This window comes from Nocardia sp. CDC159 (assembly GCF_023740735.1).
GTDB lineage: Bacteria > Actinomycetota > Actinomycetes > Mycobacteriales > Mycobacteriaceae > Nocardia > Nocardia pulmonis.
In genome coordinates this window covers 126,803-142,654 of sequence record NZ_JAMRXH010000010.1, presented here as the reverse complement: position 1 = coordinate 142,654, position 15,852 = coordinate 126,803, and the positions used below count along the sequence as shown (strand labels likewise).

The following is a 15,852-nucleotide window of genomic DNA, read 5'->3' as shown; positions in this document are numbered from 1 at the left end:
CGGGATATGGCAGGCAAAACCACCGGTGTTCGCGCCGCCAAGACGACGGCGAACCGAGCGAAGATGCTGGCGGCGGCACGGGAACTGTTCACCACCCGCGGCTATCCGGCGACCACGATGAAGGCCATCGCCGAGGAGGCGGGCATGGCCGTGCAGACGCTGTATTTCACCTTCGCGACCAAGCGCGCGATCCTGGCCGAGCTACTCGACATCGAGATCGCCGGGGACAGCGAACCCATCGCCACCATGGAACGGCCCTGGTTCGCTGCCGCGGTGGCCGCACCGCCCGCCGAGCAGATCGAGCGCCAGGTCGCCGCGGCGGCGGCGATTCTGGCCAGGGTCGGTCCGCTGTTGGAGGTGATCCGATCGGCCGCGGCGACGGACCCGGAACTCGCCGAGATGTGGCAGACCAATATCGCGCAGCGGCATACCGTCCAACTCCGTCTCGCCGCGGCCCTGGCCGCCAAAACGCCACTGCGGGAAGGGATCACCCCGGCCCGCGCCGCCGATATCGCCCTGGCCGTGCTCGCGCCCGAGACCTACCAGCTGCTGGTTCACCAGCGCGGTTGGACTGGCGCACAATGGGAATCGTGGGCCACCGACGCGCTCACCCTGCAGTTGCTCCCGCCCCGGGGGAAGGACGACCGATGAGCGTGCTCGTGCTGGGCGGGTATGGGACGGTCGGCACCCACCTGGTCCGTTTTCTGCGCGCGGACGGGATTGCGGTGCTCGCGGCCGGACGCGATCCGGCACGTGCCGACCGGGTGGTCGATCTGGCCGCGGTCGACGGTTTCGGGACCGCGCTGTCCGGGGTGTCGGTGGTGGTCGATTGCGCAGGCGCCGAGGATATTCGGCTCGCCGCGGAGTGCGCCCGGCGCGAAATTCCGTTCGTCGAGATTTCCGCGACCTCCGACTACGTGCAGGCATTGGAACAGCTCGAGGGACCGATAGCGCTCGGAATCGGCTTGGCGCCCGGCCTGACCACCCTGCTCGCCGCCGAGGCGCTGAGGGACCGCCCCGGCCCGGTCGACATCATGATCGGCCTCGGCTCCGGTGAGCGGCACGGCCCCGCCGCGACGGCCTGGACCTATCGCCTACTGGGACAACACTTCCCCGACCCCGACGGCACCAGGGTCCGCAACTTCACCGGACCCGCGAAGTTCCCGATTCCCGAAGCGGCCGGATACCGGCCGTTCCCCGCACTGCGCGCCGACTTCGCCGACCAGCACCGGCTCACGCGCGAATTCGGCGTCCCGGTCCGCACCTACCTCAGACTGGACTCCCGCCCGGCGACGGCCGGGCTGGCCGCCCTGACCTGGGCCCCCGCGCTGCGATCGCTGGCACCGTCTCGAATGCCGGGCGGCGATCGCTGGGTCGCACTGGCCCGCGCCGCCGACGGGTCGACCCGATGGGCGACCGGTCGCGGCCAATCCGCGGCCACCGCCGCGATCGCGGCCGCCACCATCCGGGAATTGGCGCGCAACCGGATAACCGCACCGACATGGATCCACGAAATACTCGAGCTCGACCGACTGCGCCGCGATCCACCGGCAGCGGACATCGAATTCGGAACTGCCTGACGCCGCGGCAGCCCCTGTCTTCGCCGTCCCCGCAATTGCGGGCATGTTGGACAGCAGCCACCAAAGATACTGTGGCCGCGCACGTTTCAACGAGGCGAAAGGCATTTCGTGAAGTATTTCGGTATCAGGACCCTGGCCGCCGGTGTGGCCGTTCTCGCGATCGGCGCCGGGGCGGCACCCGCACTGGGTGCCGGCATCCCCCTGGAATCCGCGACGAACAGCTCGGCGACGGAGGTGAATGGCACCACGGTGGACAGCGGTTCGTCGAAGTCGCTGTCGGAGCTGCTCCTGAGCGGGTCCACCGGAAAGAAGTGCCCGCCCGCGTCGACCTGCTGATCTTCCAGGTCTCCCGATGGGAACGCCCCGGTACCAATGGACCGGGGCTTCTCTTTCGCTCAGGCCGTGGCGTGGGGGCCGATCCAGTCGGCGAACAGGCGGTCGATGCCGCCGGTGAGCCGTTGGATGGTCAGCCAGGTGTTCACCTCGGCGGCCAGGAGGGGGTCGTTCTCGCGGATGAGGAAGATCTTGTCGAAGGAGTCGAAGGGGTGGTCGGGGTGCAGGACCACTAGGCCGGGGTGCAGGCGGGTGCGGTAGCGGCCCTCGACCGCGTCGGTGACGAAGACGTCGGCGTTGCCCTGGGTGAGCTGGTCGAAGATGGTGATGTTGTCCGGCCAGAGGATGAGGTGGGCGTCGGGGAAGTGGGTGCGAGCGAAGGTTTCGTTGGTGCCGCCGCGGTTGACGATCACACGGACCTCGGGGCGGTTGATCCGATCGATCGTGGCATATTCGTCGGCGTTCTCGGCGCGGGTGATGGGCGCCTTGCCGTCGGTGCCGTAGGCGACCGAGAAGTCGGCGTATTCGCGCCGGGCCGGGGAGTCGGAGATGCCACCCACCGCCAGATCGCAGTGCAGGGCGGCGAAGTCGGTTTTCAGCGAGGCCCAGGTGGTCGGCACGAAGCGGACGGGCCGGCGGATCATCTCGGCCAGCCCGCGGGTGAGTTCGATGTCGACGCCGCGGTAGCCGCCGTTGCCGTCGGCCACCGCATAGGGCGGGTAGTCACCGGGGGTGCACACCCGCAGCTGCGCCGCGTCCTGCGCGTGCGCCGGAATCGCCAGCGCGACAACGGAAAGCACGGTGGCCGCGAGCGCGGCCGCGTACCGGCGAACCCCCATGCTCAGCGCTCGTTACGCGCCCTGGGGAAGCGGCTCTGATGGGCGACCCACCCGGCCATCTTCGCCCAGTGCCCCCGCGCCGGATTGGCCGCGGCGCTGGTGTCGCGATCCCAGTGCTCGGTCTCGGTGACGCCCTCGACGGCCTCGACCACGGCCTTGGCGGTCGCCAGATCGTCGACCACCCGATCGCCGAGCACGCCGTCGGCGCCGACGAGGGTGATCCGCACGCCGATGCGCCCGATCGGCTGCAGCACGGCGGTGGCCGAACCGCCGTGAGCGGCGACGAACTTACGCACCGAGGTGATGACGGCGGACGACGGCTTGGTCACGGTGGCGGTGTCGGTCATGCCGATCAGTTTACCGATGGGTAAGGTCGCGTCCAGCGGGTGCCGCGGACAGTGCGCGCGGGCCGGTGTAGAACTGGATTCCATGCGCGCCATTCAGGTTTCCGAGCACGGCGGTCCCGAGGTCCTGAAGTACGCGGAAGTGCCCGACCCGCAGCCGGGCCCGGGGCAGCTGCTGGTCCAGACCGAGGCGATCGGCGTCAATTACATCGATACCTACTTCCGCACCGGCGCATATCCGCAGGACGTGCCCTACATCCCCGGTTCGGAGGGCGCCGGCGTGGTGCGGGCGGCCGGCGACGGGGTGGGCGAATTCCGGATCGGCGACCGGGTGGCGTGGGCGGCCGCGCCGGGCAGTTATGCCGAGCGGGTGCTCGTACCGGCGGCGGTCGCCGTGCCGGTGGCAGACGGCGTCGAGCCCGCGGTGGCGGCCTCGGCGCTGCTGCAGGGCATGACCGCGCACTACCTGGTCGAATCGATCCATCGGCCCGAACCCGGTGCGGCGGTGCTCGTGCACGCCGGTGCGGGCGGCGTGGGCCTGCTGCTGACCCAGCTGGCGGCGGCCAAGGGCGCGCGGGTGATCACGACCGTCTCCAGCGACGAGAAGGAGGCGCTCTCGCGCGAGGCGGGCGCGGCCGAGGTGCTGCGCTACGGCGACGATCTCGCCGATCGGGTGCGCGAGCTCACCGGCGGCGAGGGTGTGGCGGCGGTGTACGACGGCGTCGGTAGGGCGACGTTCGAGGCGAGCCTGGCGTCGCTGCGGATTCGCGGCATGCTGGCGCTGTTCGGCGCGGCCAGCGGGCCGGTGCCGCCATTCGATCTGCAGCGGCTCAACCGAGCCGGATCGCTGTTCGTCACCCGCCCGACGCTGGCGCACTACACCCGCACCCGCGACGAATTGCTCTGGCGCGCGGGCGATATCTTCGATGCGATCGCCAAGGGCACGCTGCGCGTGCGCGTCGGTGCGACCTATCCGCTCGCGGAAGCCGAACGGGCACACCGGGATCTGGAGGGCCGCAAGACCACCGGCTCGATCGTATTGCTGCCATAGGTCTTTCGCGTCAGTAGTCGCGGCCGGTCAGGCCGCGGTAGACGAATCGGGTCAGACCGTCGACCGCCTGATCGTCGGTCAGCTCGACCGCGCCCTCCGCCACCGCCTGCAGCAGCGCGTGCATCATCAGGAACATCATCGCCAGGCTGCCCTCGCGCGTGCTCGGCAGCCGTAGGCCCGCGGCGTCGAAACCGTCGAGGTGATCGGCCACCTCCGCCCGCCCCTCGGCGGCGAAACGGCTTGCCAGCTGGGCGAATTCGTCATTGACCAGCGCGGCCTGGTCGACCGCGCGCAGCACCGGCCAGTGCCGACGCGCGAAATCCCAGTAGGCGCGCACGTGGTAGTGCACCGCCTCCGGATCGGTGAAATCCGGTTTGTGCTCGCGCTGCTCCGCCGCGGCGTCACCCTCCGCACCGAAATCCCGAAGCAGCGCCTGCAGCAGTTCCTCCTTGCTCGCGAAGTGGTTGTAGAAGGAACCGGCGGCGCGACCGGCGGCCGTGGTGATGTCGGTGATCTTGGTGTTCAGATAGCCGCGTTCGGCGAACAATCGGCGCGCGGCGTCCTTCAAAGCCTGTTCGGTTTCGGCCGACTGCTCCTTGCGGCGGGCCATCCTCACCTCCTTGTTGACAGCGGACCCTACCAACCCGAATACTGAATTCAGATTCATTGAATTTGGTTTCACTCACTGGAGGACAGGTGTCTACGCAGGTACTCGTCGCGGGAGCGGGCCCGACCGGGCTGACCCTCGGCATCGAATTGGCCCGGCGGGGCGTGGCCGTGCGCATCGTCGAGCGGGCCGGCCAGTTCTTCGTCGGCTCGCGTGGCGACGGCATCCAGCCGCGCACGCTCGAGGTGTTCGACGATCTCGGCGTGATCGAGGCGGTGCTGGCCGCGGGGGCGGCGGTGGCGCCGATGCGGATCCACATCGGCGGGGAGTTCGTGGGCGAGCGCCGGCGGGCCGAACCGCGCGAGCCCAGTCCGGCGATTCCGTATCCCAACGCCTGGGTGCTGGGACAGTCGCAGGTGGAGGGGATTCTGCGGGAGCGACTGGCCGAATTCGGGGTGAGGGTCGAATTGTCCACCGCGGTGGTCGATTTCACCCAGGACGAGGCGGCGGTGACGGTCGCCCTCGACGGCCCGGGCGGTGTGGAGACGGTACGGGTGGACTACCTCGTTGGCGCGGACGGGGGTGCGAGCACGGTACGCAAGGTGCTGGGTGTGGCGTTCGAGGGCAGCACCGACGAGGCGTTTCGCATGCTGATCGGCGATGTGCGCGCTGATGCGCTCGACCACGACTACGGGTACTGGTTCGCCCCGCCCGAGGCGGCCATGGACGGCGTCGCCCTGACTCCCCTGCCCGGCGGCCCACTGTTCCAGTTCATCGCGCCGCTGACCGATGAGCAGCCCACCCGCGCGGTGATGCAGGCCGCGTTGGATCGCTGCTCCGGCCGCACCGACATCGTGCTCGGTGAGCCGGTGTGGGCCTCGGCCTGGCGGCCGAATATTCGGCTGGCGCAACGGTTCCGGGTCGGGCGGGTGTTCCTGGCCGGGGACGCGGCGCATGTGCACCCGCCGACCGGCGGGCAGGGCATGAACACCGGCGTGCAGGACGCCTACAACCTCGGCTGGAAGCTCGCGGCCGCCCTGGAGGGCAACGGCGATTTGCTCGACAGCTACGAAAGCGAGCGGCGCGGAGTGGCGGCGCGGGTGCTCGGGATCAGTACCGATCTGCTCGACCGGCATCGGGCGGGCGACGAGGCGGCGATGGAGCGGGGCGAGGACACCATGCAGCTGGATGTCAGCTACCGATCGCCCGGCGCGACCGGACGGTTGGTCGCGGGCGATCGGGCGCCGGATGCTCCGCTGCGCCGCGCCGACGGGAGGTCGGTGCGGCTGTTCGACCTGTTTCGGGGGCCGCATGCCACGCTGCTGTCCTTCGACGCGCCCGCCGCACCCGCCGCGGCGGGGGTGCGCAGCTATTCGATCGCCTCCCCGAAACGGCCGCCGACCGGCGAACAACTCGTCGCCGTCGAGGGTCACGCGTTCACCGACTACGCGGCCGCGGCGGGCACCCGAATCCTGATTCGGCCCGACGGCTATCTGGCCTGGCGTCGAGAGGGGTGACCCGCACGTAACGCGGCGGCACGGATACTGGATGATCTGTGCTGCCGCACAAGCCGATTCGCCCGGTTCCCCGGTACCGTGGTCGAACGACCGCTCGGGCGGCCGACAGATGAGGCATCGATCAGGGGTTGATCACGATGTTGGTGAAGGTCCGCAACGACGACCCGTCGCGCCTGTCCGCCACCGAACGGACGGTGGTGAACTGGTTGAAGTCGTGGACCGGGGCGCATGCGCTGCCCGGGATCGCGGTGGTGAAGGCCGGTGGCGCCGACGCGATCGTGTGGACGCCCAAGATCTGCGTGGCGATGACGGTCAAGGGCTTCACCGAACGGATCAACGGCGCGCTGCACGTCGCCGCGGATGCGCCGTGGACGATCGACGATCGGGTCGCACCGCTCGAGGGCACGGAGAACGGCACCGAGGCGATGGCCGAGATTCGCGCGCGCACCGACGAGATCCAGCGCCTGCTGCGCGCCGCACCGGGCCGCGAGGACGTGGGCGTGATGGGCATCGTGCTCGTCATCCCGCAGCTGGGCACCCGGGTCTCGCTGGAGAAGGGCGAGTTGCCCGCCGACATCGATGTCGTGGTCGGTGACGGACCGTCCTCGCTGCGTTCGTATTTCACCCGCATCACCGCCGACGCCCCCGATTCCTGGAACGCCGCCCAGGTCGGCCAGGCCCTCGGCGCCCTCGGTTTCGCCGCCGCGGCAACCTATTCCGACCTCACCACCGAGGGTTTCCCCGCCCCCCGCGCCGACCGCACCCCACCCCGCCCGGCCACCGACCGCCCCGCCCCGGTCACCGCCCCCCAACCGGCAGCCAACCCCGCCCCCATCCCGGCTCCGACCGCCGCGGCCCCCATCCCAGCCGGCGGCGCACCCGTTCCCCCGCCGAGCGGCGCACCCATACCGCCACCGACCGCCCCCACGGCCAACCCCGGCGTACCGATCCCCCCGCCCAGCAACACCCCACGCGGCCCACAACCGGGCGCCCGCGAATTCGCCGCTCCCCCACCGGGACCCGCACCCACCCCGCAATTCACCCCCAACCCCCACCCCTATCCCCCCACCCCCCAGCCGTATTCGGTCCCCTTCGACCCCCGCCCACCCCAACCACCCCGCCGCCGCGGCCGCGGCATCGCCCCCCTGGTAATCCTGGCCTTCCTCGTAATCCTCCTGGCCACAGCCGCCCTGTGCTCCGGCGGCGCCAACAAACCGGCCCCTGCCCACTCCCCCGGCTCCACCCAAACCACCAAACTTCCCTTCACCCCCGCCCCCAACCGCACCATCCCCACCGAAACCCCCGGCCCGGCCTGCTACCCCTTCCAGCCCTGTCCGCCCTGATCGCCGGGACCCCGGCGCCGCCCGCTGGGCGGACGGCGCCGGGGACAAATGGAAGCCCGCCGCGCAGGGAATCAGATGAAGAGCCGCGCAGGGAATCAGATGAAGAGCCGCGCACGAAAATGAAGACCCCGCCCGCGGGAGAACGAGAGCCCGCCCGCATCAACCACCCGAGCGAGGTCCCCGCCCGACGGCCCTTCCGCTGTACCCGCCCAACGACCCTTCCGCTGTCCCCGCCCAACGACCCTCCCTCTGTCCCCGCCCAACGACCCTCCCTCTGTCCCCGCCCGACGGCCGCCCTCTGTCCCGACGGTCCTCCCTCTGTCCCCGCACCGTCCGCCCAGCGGGCGGTGCGGGGCCTTCAGCCGATGGACCAGAACGAAAACCGCGCCCGGTGAACGGACGAAGCCGTCAAAATAGGCGCGCCCCTCCGATTCGAGAACCGGAAGGGGCGCGCGGTGAAAGCCGTGGGGGCTCAGCCGAACAGGGTGTTCCCGATGGTGTGCCAGCCCAGGACCGAATCGACCGCCAGGCCGCAGAAGACGACCGCGAGATAGTTGTTGGACTGTAGGAACAGGCGCAGGGGCTTGACGGATTCGCCGCGACGGACGCCGGAGTAGAGCTGGTGGGCCATGAGGAGGAACCAGGCGCCCGCGGCCAGGGCGACAGCGGCGTAGACGACACCGGTGGCGGGGATGAGGGCGAGCGTGGCCAGGACCGTGAGCCAGGTGTAGATGACGATCTGCTTGGTTACGGCCTGTTCGGTGGCGACGACCGGGAGCATGGGGACGCCCGCGGCGCGGTAGTCCTCCTTGTAGCGCATGGCCAATGCCCAGGTGTGCGGCGGGGTCCAGAAGAAAATGACCAGGAACAGCACGATCGCGGGCCAGCCGATGGTGCCGGTCGCGGCCGACCAGCCGACCAGGGCGGGCATACATCCGGCCGCGCCGCCCCAGACGACGTTCTGCGAGGTGCGGCGCTTGAGGCCGAGGGTGTAGACGAAGACGTAGAAGAGGATGGTCGCGACGACCAGCACGCCGGACAGCAGATTGGCCTGCCACCACAGCCACGCGAAGGATCCGATGCCGAGCGCGACGCCGAAGACGAACGCGTTGCGGGTCGGCACGGCCTCGCGGGCCAGCGGCCGCCGCGAGGTCCGCTTCATCACCTTGTCGATGTCGGCGTCGGCGACGCAGTTCAACGTGTTCGCACTCGCCGCACCCATCCAGCCGCCGAACAGGGTGGCCAGGATGAGCCGGATGTCGACATGCCCGCGATCGGCCAGCAGCATCGTCGGAATGGTGGCGACCAGCAGCAGCTCGATGACGCGCGGCTTGGTCAGCGCGATGTAGGCCAGCACGCGCCGGGCCAGCGTCGCGACCGGACCCGTACCGGTCACCCGCTCAGCCAGCGCCGTCGCGGAGGAGCCATGCGCACCACCCGGCTGTTGCCCAATCCGCACTGTCTCTCCTCGCAGGTGGTGCACTCGATCCGATAGGAACTACTACGCACGATGGTAGACCCCGCGCCGGTGTGGTCTCGCACGCACCCGCCGCGAATCCGCCCGTGCCGCAGGCATGGTGCGCGTTCAGCGCGGTAATCATCCACCGTAACGAAGCGAGGACACCGGCCCGGCAGCGGGCGGGTTCCCGCATCGCGGGATTGCGATGACCTCTAGGGTGGTGGGTAGCCCGAAGCCGTGCCAACAGATGACGAGAAGGTCAGGAGAACCCCGGTCGTGTCGATCACAGACGACATCCGCGCCCTCACCCAGCCGAAGCACCCGAGCGACTGGACCGATCTGGACACGCGAGCCGTCGACACGGTCCGCGTCCTCGCCGCCGACGCGGTGCAGAACGCGGGCAACGGACACCCCGGCACCGCGATGAGCCTCGCCCCCCTGGCCTACACCCTCTACCAGCGCGTGCTGCGCTACGACCCGAGCGATCCGGACTGGACCGGGCGGGACCGGTTCGTGCTGTCGGCGGGCCACTCCAGCCTCACCCAGTACATCCAGCTGTACCTGTCGGGCTCGGGCCTCGAACTCGACGATCTGAAGAACCTGCGCAAGTGGGGCTCGCTGACCCCGGGCCACCCGGAGTACCGGCACACCCGCGGCGTCGAGATCACCACCGGCCCGCTGGGCCAGGGCCTGGCCTCGGCGGTCGGCATGGCGATGGCCGCCCGTCGCGAGCGCGGCCTGTTCGACCCGAACACCGCCCAGGGCCAGAGCCCGTTCGATCACTTCGTCTACGTCATCGCCTCCGACGGCGATATCGAGGAGGGCGTCACCTCCGAGGCGTCCTCGCTCGCGGGCACCCAGCAGCTGGGCAATCTGATCGTCTTCTACGACGACAACCGCATCTCCATCGAGGACGACACCACCATCGCCCTCACCGAGGACACCGCCGCGCGGTATCGCGCCTACGGCTGGCATGTGCAGGTCGTCGAGGGCGGCGAGGACGTGGTGGCGATCGAGCAGGCCATCGCCGAGGCGCAGGCCGTGACCGACAAGCCCTCGTTCATCCTGCTGCGCACCGTCATCGGCTATCCCGCGCCCAACAAGATGAACACCGGTTCCTCGCACGGCGCCGCACTGGGCGCCGACGAGGTGGCCGCCACCAAGAAGATCCTGGGCTTCGATCCGGAGCAGACCTTCGAGGTCGACGACGCGGTCATCGCGCACACCCGCGCCAATGCCGCCGACCGCGCCAAGGCCGCCCGCGCCGCGTGGCAGGACCAGTTCGACGCCTGGGCGCAGGCCAATCCGGAGAACAAGCAGCTGTTCGACCGCCTCGTGGCCCGCAAGCTGCCCGAGGGCTGGACCGATGGGCTGCCCTCCTGGGAGCCGGATCCCAAGGGCATGGCCACCCGCAAGGCCTCGGGCAAGGTGCTCGCCGCGCTCGCGCCCGTGCTGCCCGAATTGTGGGGCGGCTCGGCCGATCTCGCCGAATCCAACAACACCACGATGCCCGATCAGCCGAGCTTCGGCCCGGAGTCGATCTCGACCGGCATGTGGAAGGCCAACCCGTACGGTCGCACCCTGCACTTCGGCGTCCGCGAGCACGCCATGGGCTCGATCCTCAACGGCATCGCGCTGCATGGCCCGACCCGCCCGTACGGCGGCACCTTCCTGGTGTTCTCCGACTACATGCGCCCGGCGGTCCGCCTGGCCGCGCTCATGCGGGTGCCCGCGATCTACGTCTGGACCCACGACTCCATCGGCCTGGGCGAGGACGGTCCGACCCATCAGCCGATCGAGCACCTCGCGGCGCTGCGCGCCATCCCCGGCCTGAACGTGGTCCGCCCCGGCGACGCCAACGAGACCGTGCACGCCTGGCGCGCGATCCTGGAACTGGAGAGCACCGAACGGGATTCGCACTTCACCCCGGCGCAGGGCCCGTTCATCGACGGCCCGTCCGCGTTGGCGCTGACCCGCCAGGATCTGCCGATCGTCGAGGGCACCAGCTACGAGGGCGTCCGCAGGGGCGGCTACATCCTGGCCGAATCGTCCACGGGCACACCGCAGGTGATCCTGATCGCCACCGGTTCGGAACTGCAGCTCGCCGTCGAGGCCCGCACTAGGCTGGAGGAGCAGGGCATCGGCACCCGCGTGGTCTCGATGCCGTGTGTGGAGTGGTTCGACGCGCAGGAACAGTCCTATCGCGACGAGGTGCTGCCGCCCGCGGTCCGCGCCCGCGTCAGCGTCGAGGCCGGAATAGCGATGCCGTGGCACCGGTTCACCGGAGATGCGGGTGAATCCGTGTCGATCGAGCACTTCGGTGCGTCGGCCGATTACAAGACCCTGTTCCGCGAGTTCGGCATCACCGCCGACGCCGTGGTCGAGGCCGCCCAGCGTTCACTCGACAAGGTGAAGGGATAAGCGACAAATGGCACAGAACGAGAATCTCGCCGCGCTGTCCGCGGCGGGCGTGTCGGTGTGGCTCGACGATCTTTCGCGCGACCGCATCCGGTCCGGCAACCTCGCCGAACTCATCGACACCCGCAGCGTGGTCGGCGTGACCACCAACCCCACGATCTTCCAGGGCGCGCTCAGCAAGGGCCACGCCTACGACGATCAGATCAAGGAACTGGCCGCCCGCGGCGCCGACGTCGACGCGGCGATCCGCACGATCACCACCGACGACGTGCGCGCCGCCTGTGATGTGCTGGCCCCGGTCTTCGAGGCGAGCAAGGGTGTGGACGGCCGTGTCTCGATCGAGGTCGATCCGCGCCTGGCCTTCGACGCCGACAAGACGGTCGCGCAGGCGATCGAGCTGTGGAAGATCGTCGACCGGCCCAACCTGTTCATCAAGATCCCGGCCACCGAGGCGGGCCTGCCCGCGATCACCAAGGTGATCGCCGAGGGCATCAGCGTCAACGTCACGCTGATCTTCTCCGTGGAGCGCTACCGCAGCGTGATGGGCGCCTATCTGGACGGTCTGCGCAACGCGCGGGTCGCGGGCCACGATCTGGCCCGGATCCATTCGGTCGCTTCGTTCTTCGTCTCCCGCGTGGACTCCGAGATCGATAAGCGGCTGGAGCAGATCGGCACGCCCGCGGCGCTCGAGCTGCGCGGCAAGGCCGGTATCGCCAACGCCCGCCTGGCCTTCGCCGCCTATCAGGACGTCTTCGACGGCGGCGCGCACACCTCCACCTACGACCAGCTGGCCTCCTCCGGCGGAAACCGCCAGCGGCCGCTGTGGGCATCGACCGGGGTGAAGAATCCGGACTACCCCGACACCATGTACATCACCGAGCTGGTCGCCCCGAATACGGTCAACACCCTGCCGGAGAAGACCCTCGAGGCGTTCGCCGAACATGGTGAGCTGCGCGGCGACACCGTCACCGGCAAGGCCGCCGAGGCCCAGCAGGTCTTCGACAAGCTGGCCGCGGTCGGCATCGACCTCGACGACGTGTTCGCGGTGCTCGAGCGCGAGGGTGTGGAGAAGTTCGAGAAGTCCTGGGACGAACTGCTTTCCGCGACCAAGGCCGAGCTCGAGACCACCGGAAGCAACTGAGCGCGATGGCCGGCGTAGAGACGACGGCCGCACCGGTGAATCCGCTCCGCGAAGAGCGGGACAAGCGGCTTCCCCGGATCGCGGGTCCGTGCAGCATGGTGATCTTCGGGGTCACCGGTGACCTGTCGCGCAGGAAGTTGATGCCGGCCATCTACGATCTGGCGAATCGCGGGCTGTTACCGCCCGCGTTCGCCCTGGTCGGCTTCGCCCGGCGCGATTGGGCCGACGAGGACTTCTCCCAGGTCGTGCTCGATGCGGTGAAACAGCATGCGCGCACGCCGTTTCGCCAGGAGGTGTGGGATCAGCTCTCGGCGGGCCTGCGCTTCGTCCAGGGCACCTTCGAGGACGACAACGCCTTCACCGAACTGGCCAACACCCTCAAGCAGCTCGATCAGGAGCGCGGCACCGGCGGCAATCACGCCTTCTACCTATCGATTCCGCCGAACGCGTTTCCAACCGTGCTGCAACAGCTTTCGCGCACCGGGCTGGCCCAGCAGAGTCGGGCCGAGCCCGGTGAGCAGGCCCCGTGGCGACGAGTGGTGATCGAGAAGCCGTTCGGCCACGATTTGAAGAGCGCGAAGGAGCTCAACGCGCTGGTGAATCAGGTCTTCCCGGAGGAGACGGTCTTCCGCATCGACCACTATCTGGGCAAGGAGACGGTGCAGAACCTGCTGGCGCTGCGCTTCGCCAACGAGCTGTTCGAGCCGATCTGGAACTCCAACTACGTCGACCACATCCAGATCACGATGGCCGAGGACATCGGATTGGGCGGGCGCGCAGGCTATTACGACGGCATCGGCGCGGCCCGCGACGTCATCCAGAACCATCTGCTGCAGCTGCTGGCGCTGACGGCGATGGAGGATCCGGTCAGCTTCCAGCCGCGGCAGCTGCAGATCGAGAAGATCAAGGTGCTCTCGGCCACCAAACTGGTGGAGCCGCTGGACGAGACGACCGCGCGCGGGCAGTACACCGAGGGCTGGCAGGGCAGTGAGAAGGCCGTCGGCCTGCTCGAGGAGGACGGGTTCGATCCGAACTCGCGCACCGAGACCTACGCGGCCATCACCCTCAATGTCGACACCCGCCGCTGGGCGGGGGTGCCGTTCTATCTGCGCACCGGAAAACGCCTGGGGCGCCGGGTCACCGAGATCGCGATCGTGTTCAAGCGTGCGCCGCATCTGCCCTTCGATCAGACAATGACCGAGGAGCTCGGCCAGAACGCGCTGGTCATCCGCGTGCAGCCGGATGAGGGCATCACCCTGCGCTTCGGGTCCAAGGTGCCCGGCTCGGGCATGGAGGTGCGCGATGTGAACATGGACTTCAGCTACGGCGAATCGTTCACCGAGGCGTCCCCGGAGGCCTACGAGCGGCTCATCCTCGATGTGCTGCTCGGCGAGCCCTCGCTGTTCCCGGTCAACGAGGAGGTCGAATTGTCCTGGCGCATCCTCGATCCCGTGCTCGCGCACTGGGCCGCCGACGGCAAGCCCGAACCGTACGAGGCGGGCACCTGGGGTCCGGCGGCGGCCGACGAGATGCTCGCTCGCACCGGGCGGGAATGGCGGCGACCGTGATAGTGGATATGCCCGATACCACCACCCAGGACGTCGCCAAGCGGCTGGTGAAGCTGCGCGAGAGCAACGGCGTGGTCACCCAGGGCCGGGTGCTGACGCTGGTGGTGTGCACGCTGGACTCCTCGGAGGCCGAGGACGCCATCGATGCGGCCAACGACGCCAGCCGCGAACATCCGTGCCGGGTGATAGTGCTGGCGCGCGGTGACCGCTTCGCCGAGACCAAGCTCGACGCCCAGATAAGAGTCGGCGGGGACGCGGGCGCGGCGGAGGTGCTCGTGCTGCGGTTGCAGGGTGAGCTGATCAATCACGAGAGCAGCGTGGTGATTCCGTTCCTGCTGCCCGATACGCCGGTGGTGGCGTGGTGGCCGCGCGGGGCGCCGGAGTATCCGTCGAAGGATTCGGTGGGGCGCTTGGCGATTCGCCGCATCACCGACGCCACCTTCGCCGCCGATCCGCAGGCCGCGATCAAGAAGCGGCTGGCCTCCTACGCACCCGGCAACACCGACCTCGCGTGGAGCCGGATCACCTACTGGCGCGCGCTGCTGGCCGCCGCACTCGACGAACCGCCCTACGAGCCGGTCGAATCGGTGACGGTGTCGGGCCTGTACGAGGAGCCCGCGCTGGACGTGCTCGCGGGCTGGCTCGCGGCGCGGCTGAAGTGCCCGGTGCGCCGCCGCACGGGCGAGCTGAAGGTGGAGCTGCACCGGCCGACGGTCTCGATCACCATCTCCCGCCCCCAGACCGGGCGCACCGCGACCATGTCGCGCACCGGTGAACCGGATCAGCGTTTCGCGCTGGCGCGCCGGGAAACCAAGGACTGCCTGGCCGAGGAGCTGCGGCGGCTGGACGCCGACGAGGTCTACGCCGAGGCCCTGGCCGGAATCGAAAGGGTTGTGTATGAGTGAGCCCGGCGTCGAAATCCTCGCCGACACCGACGCTTTGGCGGTCGCGGCGGCCGAACGGTTCGTCGAGATCGTGACCGCGGCCCAGCGCGCACGCGGTCGGGCATCGGTCGTGGTCACCGGCGGCGGAACCGGTATCGCCACCCTGGAGCAGCTGCGCAAGCTGGGCGGCGAGATCGACTGGTCGCGGCTCGACATCTTCTGGGGCGACGAGCGTTTCGTGCCCACCGGCGACGCCGAGCGCAACGAATTGCAGGCCCGCCGAGCGCTGTTCGACCATGTCCCGGTCGATCCGTCGCGGGTGCACCCGGTGGCCGCCTCCGACGGCGAGTATCCGGACCCGGTCGAGGCCGCCGCCGAATACTCCGCGACCGTGCACGCCCACCTGGCCGAGTTCGGCTCCTTCGACCTGCACCTGCTCGGCATGGGCGGCGAGGGCCACGTGAACTCGCTGTTCCCGCATACCGATGCGACCCGCGAACAGCACGAACTCGTTGTCGCCGTGACCAATTCACCCAAGCCCCCGCCGGTTCGAGTCACCCTGACCCTGCCCGCGGTCCAGCGCGCCCGCCACGTCGTCCTCATCGTCGGCGGCGAGGCCAAGGCCGCGGCCGTCGCGGCGGCCCTCGCGGGAGCGTCGCACCTCGACATCCCCGCCGCGGGCGCGAAGGGCAGCGAATCCACGACATGGCTGCTGGACGAGGCGGCGGCGGCGGATCTGCCGCGCTGAGCGGATCGATAGACTGGGCG

The 15,852-nt window shown here is 69.6% G+C and carries 15 protein-coding genes; 11 read left to right on the top strand and 4 right to left on the bottom strand.

Features of this window, described 5'->3' with window-relative positions:
• Nucleotides 1-6: 6 nt before the first annotated feature.
• From NDR87_RS22575 to NDR87_RS22565, 3 genes are all read left to right on the top strand, one after another.
• Nucleotides 7-651: a TetR/AcrR family transcriptional regulator gene (locus NDR87_RS22575; protein ID WP_251915003.1), complete on the top strand. Its 645-nt coding sequence runs from the start codon at nt 7-9 to the stop codon at nt 649-651.
• Nucleotides 648-1,580: a hypothetical protein gene (locus NDR87_RS22570; RefSeq protein ID WP_251915004.1), complete on the top strand. Its 933-nt coding sequence runs from the start codon at nt 648-650 to the stop codon at nt 1,578-1,580. Before NDR87_RS22575 ends, NDR87_RS22570 begins: the two co-directional genes overlap by 4 nt.
• Nucleotides 1,581-1,688: 108 nt before the next feature.
• Entirely contained in the window at nt 1,689-1,916 is a 228-nt protein-coding gene (locus NDR87_RS22565) for a hypothetical protein (RefSeq protein WP_251915005.1), read from the top strand.
• A gap of 59 nt (nt 1,917-1,975) precedes the next feature.
• Here the strand turns inward: NDR87_RS22565 and NDR87_RS22560 are convergent, their stop codons facing one another.
• Nucleotides 1,976-2,752 carry a transporter substrate-binding domain-containing protein gene (locus NDR87_RS22560; RefSeq protein WP_251915006.1) on the bottom strand — a complete coding sequence of 259 codons (777 nt, stop codon included), beginning with the start codon at nt 2,750-2,752 and terminating at the stop codon, nt 1,976-1,978.
• 2 nt (nt 2,753-2,754) lie between these two features.
• The gene (locus tag NDR87_RS22555; protein ID WP_251915007.1) at nt 2,755-3,099 is read right to left on the bottom strand and encodes a hypothetical protein; all 345 of its coding nucleotides are present in this window, start codon (nt 3,097-3,099) and stop codon (nt 2,755-2,757) included.
• An 82-nt stretch (nt 3,100-3,181) separates the two neighbouring features.
• On the opposite strand from NDR87_RS22555, the gene NDR87_RS22550 reads away from it, so the two are divergent.
• Nucleotides 3,182-4,147, top strand: coding sequence for a quinone oxidoreductase (locus tag NDR87_RS22550; RefSeq protein WP_251915237.1), 966 nt, complete (start codon nt 3,182-3,184; stop codon nt 4,145-4,147).
• 10 nt (nt 4,148-4,157) lie between these two features.
• Here NDR87_RS22550 and NDR87_RS22545 read toward each other — a convergent pair whose 3' ends face one another.
• Nucleotides 4,158-4,757, bottom strand: a complete 600-nt coding sequence (locus NDR87_RS22545; RefSeq protein ID WP_251915008.1) for a TetR/AcrR family transcriptional regulator — start codon at nt 4,755-4,757, stop codon at nt 4,158-4,160.
• 86 nt (nt 4,758-4,843) lie between these two features.
• On the opposite strand from NDR87_RS22545, the gene NDR87_RS22540 reads away from it, so the two are divergent.
• Both NDR87_RS22540 and NDR87_RS22535 read left to right on the top strand, forming a co-directional pair.
• Entirely contained in the window at nt 4,844-6,271 is a 1,428-nt protein-coding gene (locus NDR87_RS22540) for an FAD-dependent monooxygenase (protein WP_251915009.1), read from the top strand.
• 137 nt (nt 6,272-6,408) lie between these two features.
• The gene (locus tag NDR87_RS22535; RefSeq protein WP_251915010.1) at nt 6,409-7,614 is read left to right on the top strand and encodes a hypothetical protein; all 1,206 of its coding nucleotides are present in this window, start codon (nt 6,409-6,411) and stop codon (nt 7,612-7,614) included.
• 472 nt (nt 7,615-8,086) lie between these two features.
• Here NDR87_RS22535 and NDR87_RS22530 read toward each other — a convergent pair whose 3' ends face one another.
• Nucleotides 8,087-9,073 (bottom strand): heme o synthase, encoded by a 987-nt coding sequence (locus tag NDR87_RS22530; protein ID WP_251915011.1) that lies wholly within the window; start codon nt 9,071-9,073, stop codon nt 8,087-8,089.
• 276 nt (nt 9,074-9,349) lie between these two features.
• On the opposite strand from NDR87_RS22530, the gene tkt reads away from it, so the two are divergent.
• The 5 genes from tkt to pgl are packed head-to-tail and all read left to right on the top strand — an operon-like array spanning nt 9,350 to nt 15,832.
• Complete coding sequence (tkt, locus tag NDR87_RS22525) at nt 9,350-11,494, top strand: transketolase (protein WP_251915012.1); 2,145 nt, start codon at nt 9,350-9,352, stop codon at nt 11,492-11,494.
• A 7-nt stretch (nt 11,495-11,501) separates the two neighbouring features.
• Nucleotides 11,502-12,632 carry a transaldolase gene (gene tal, locus NDR87_RS22520; RefSeq protein ID WP_251915013.1) on the top strand — a complete coding sequence of 377 codons (1,131 nt, stop codon included), beginning with the start codon at nt 11,502-11,504 and terminating at the stop codon, nt 12,630-12,632.
• Nucleotides 12,633-12,637: 5 nt separating this feature from the next.
• A complete protein-coding gene (zwf, locus tag NDR87_RS22515; RefSeq protein ID WP_251915014.1) occupies nt 12,638-14,200 on the top strand; it encodes a glucose-6-phosphate dehydrogenase in 1,563 nt (520 codons plus the stop codon).
• Nucleotides 14,197-15,105, top strand: a complete 909-nt coding sequence (gene opcA, locus NDR87_RS22510; RefSeq protein ID WP_251915239.1) for a glucose-6-phosphate dehydrogenase assembly protein OpcA — start codon at nt 14,197-14,199, stop codon at nt 15,103-15,105. Before zwf ends, opcA begins: the two co-directional genes overlap by 4 nt.
• Entirely contained in the window at nt 15,098-15,832 is a 735-nt protein-coding gene (gene pgl / locus NDR87_RS22505; protein WP_251915015.1) for a 6-phosphogluconolactonase, read from the top strand. Before opcA ends, pgl begins: the two co-directional genes overlap by 8 nt.
• The last annotated feature ends 20 nt before the right edge of the window (nt 15,833-15,852 follow it).

Bases quoted from the DNA above. Each gene is read 5' to 3' on its own strand.
- NDR87_RS22535 (WP_251915010.1), top strand. From the start codon at position 6,409: ATGTTGGTGAAGGTCCGCAACGACGACCCGTCGCGCCTGTCCGCCACC.
- NDR87_RS22550 (WP_251915237.1), top strand. From the start codon at position 3,182: ATGCGCGCCATTCAGGTTTCCGAGCACGGCGGTCCCGAGGTCCTGAAG.
- NDR87_RS22555 (WP_251915007.1), bottom strand. From the start codon at position 3,099: ATGACCGACACCGCCACCGTGACCAAGCCGTCGTCCGCCGTCATCACC.
- zwf (WP_251915014.1), top strand. From the start codon at position 12,638: ATGGCCGGCGTAGAGACGACGGCCGCACCGGTGAATCCGCTCCGCGAA.
- NDR87_RS22575 (WP_251915003.1), top strand. From the start codon at position 7: ATGGCAGGCAAAACCACCGGTGTTCGCGCCGCCAAGACGACGGCGAAC.
- NDR87_RS22545 (WP_251915008.1), bottom strand. From the start codon at position 4,757: ATGGCCCGCCGCAAGGAGCAGTCGGCCGAAACCGAACAGGCTTTGAAG.
- pgl (WP_251915015.1), top strand. From the start codon at position 15,098: ATGAGTGAGCCCGGCGTCGAAATCCTCGCCGACACCGACGCTTTGGCG.
- NDR87_RS22560 (WP_251915006.1), bottom strand. From the start codon at position 2,752: ATGGGGGTTCGCCGGTACGCGGCCGCGCTCGCGGCCACCGTGCTTTCC.
- NDR87_RS22570 (WP_251915004.1), top strand. From the start codon at position 648: ATGAGCGTGCTCGTGCTGGGCGGGTATGGGACGGTCGGCACCCACCTG.
- tal (WP_251915013.1), top strand. From the start codon at position 11,502: ATGGCACAGAACGAGAATCTCGCCGCGCTGTCCGCGGCGGGCGTGTCG.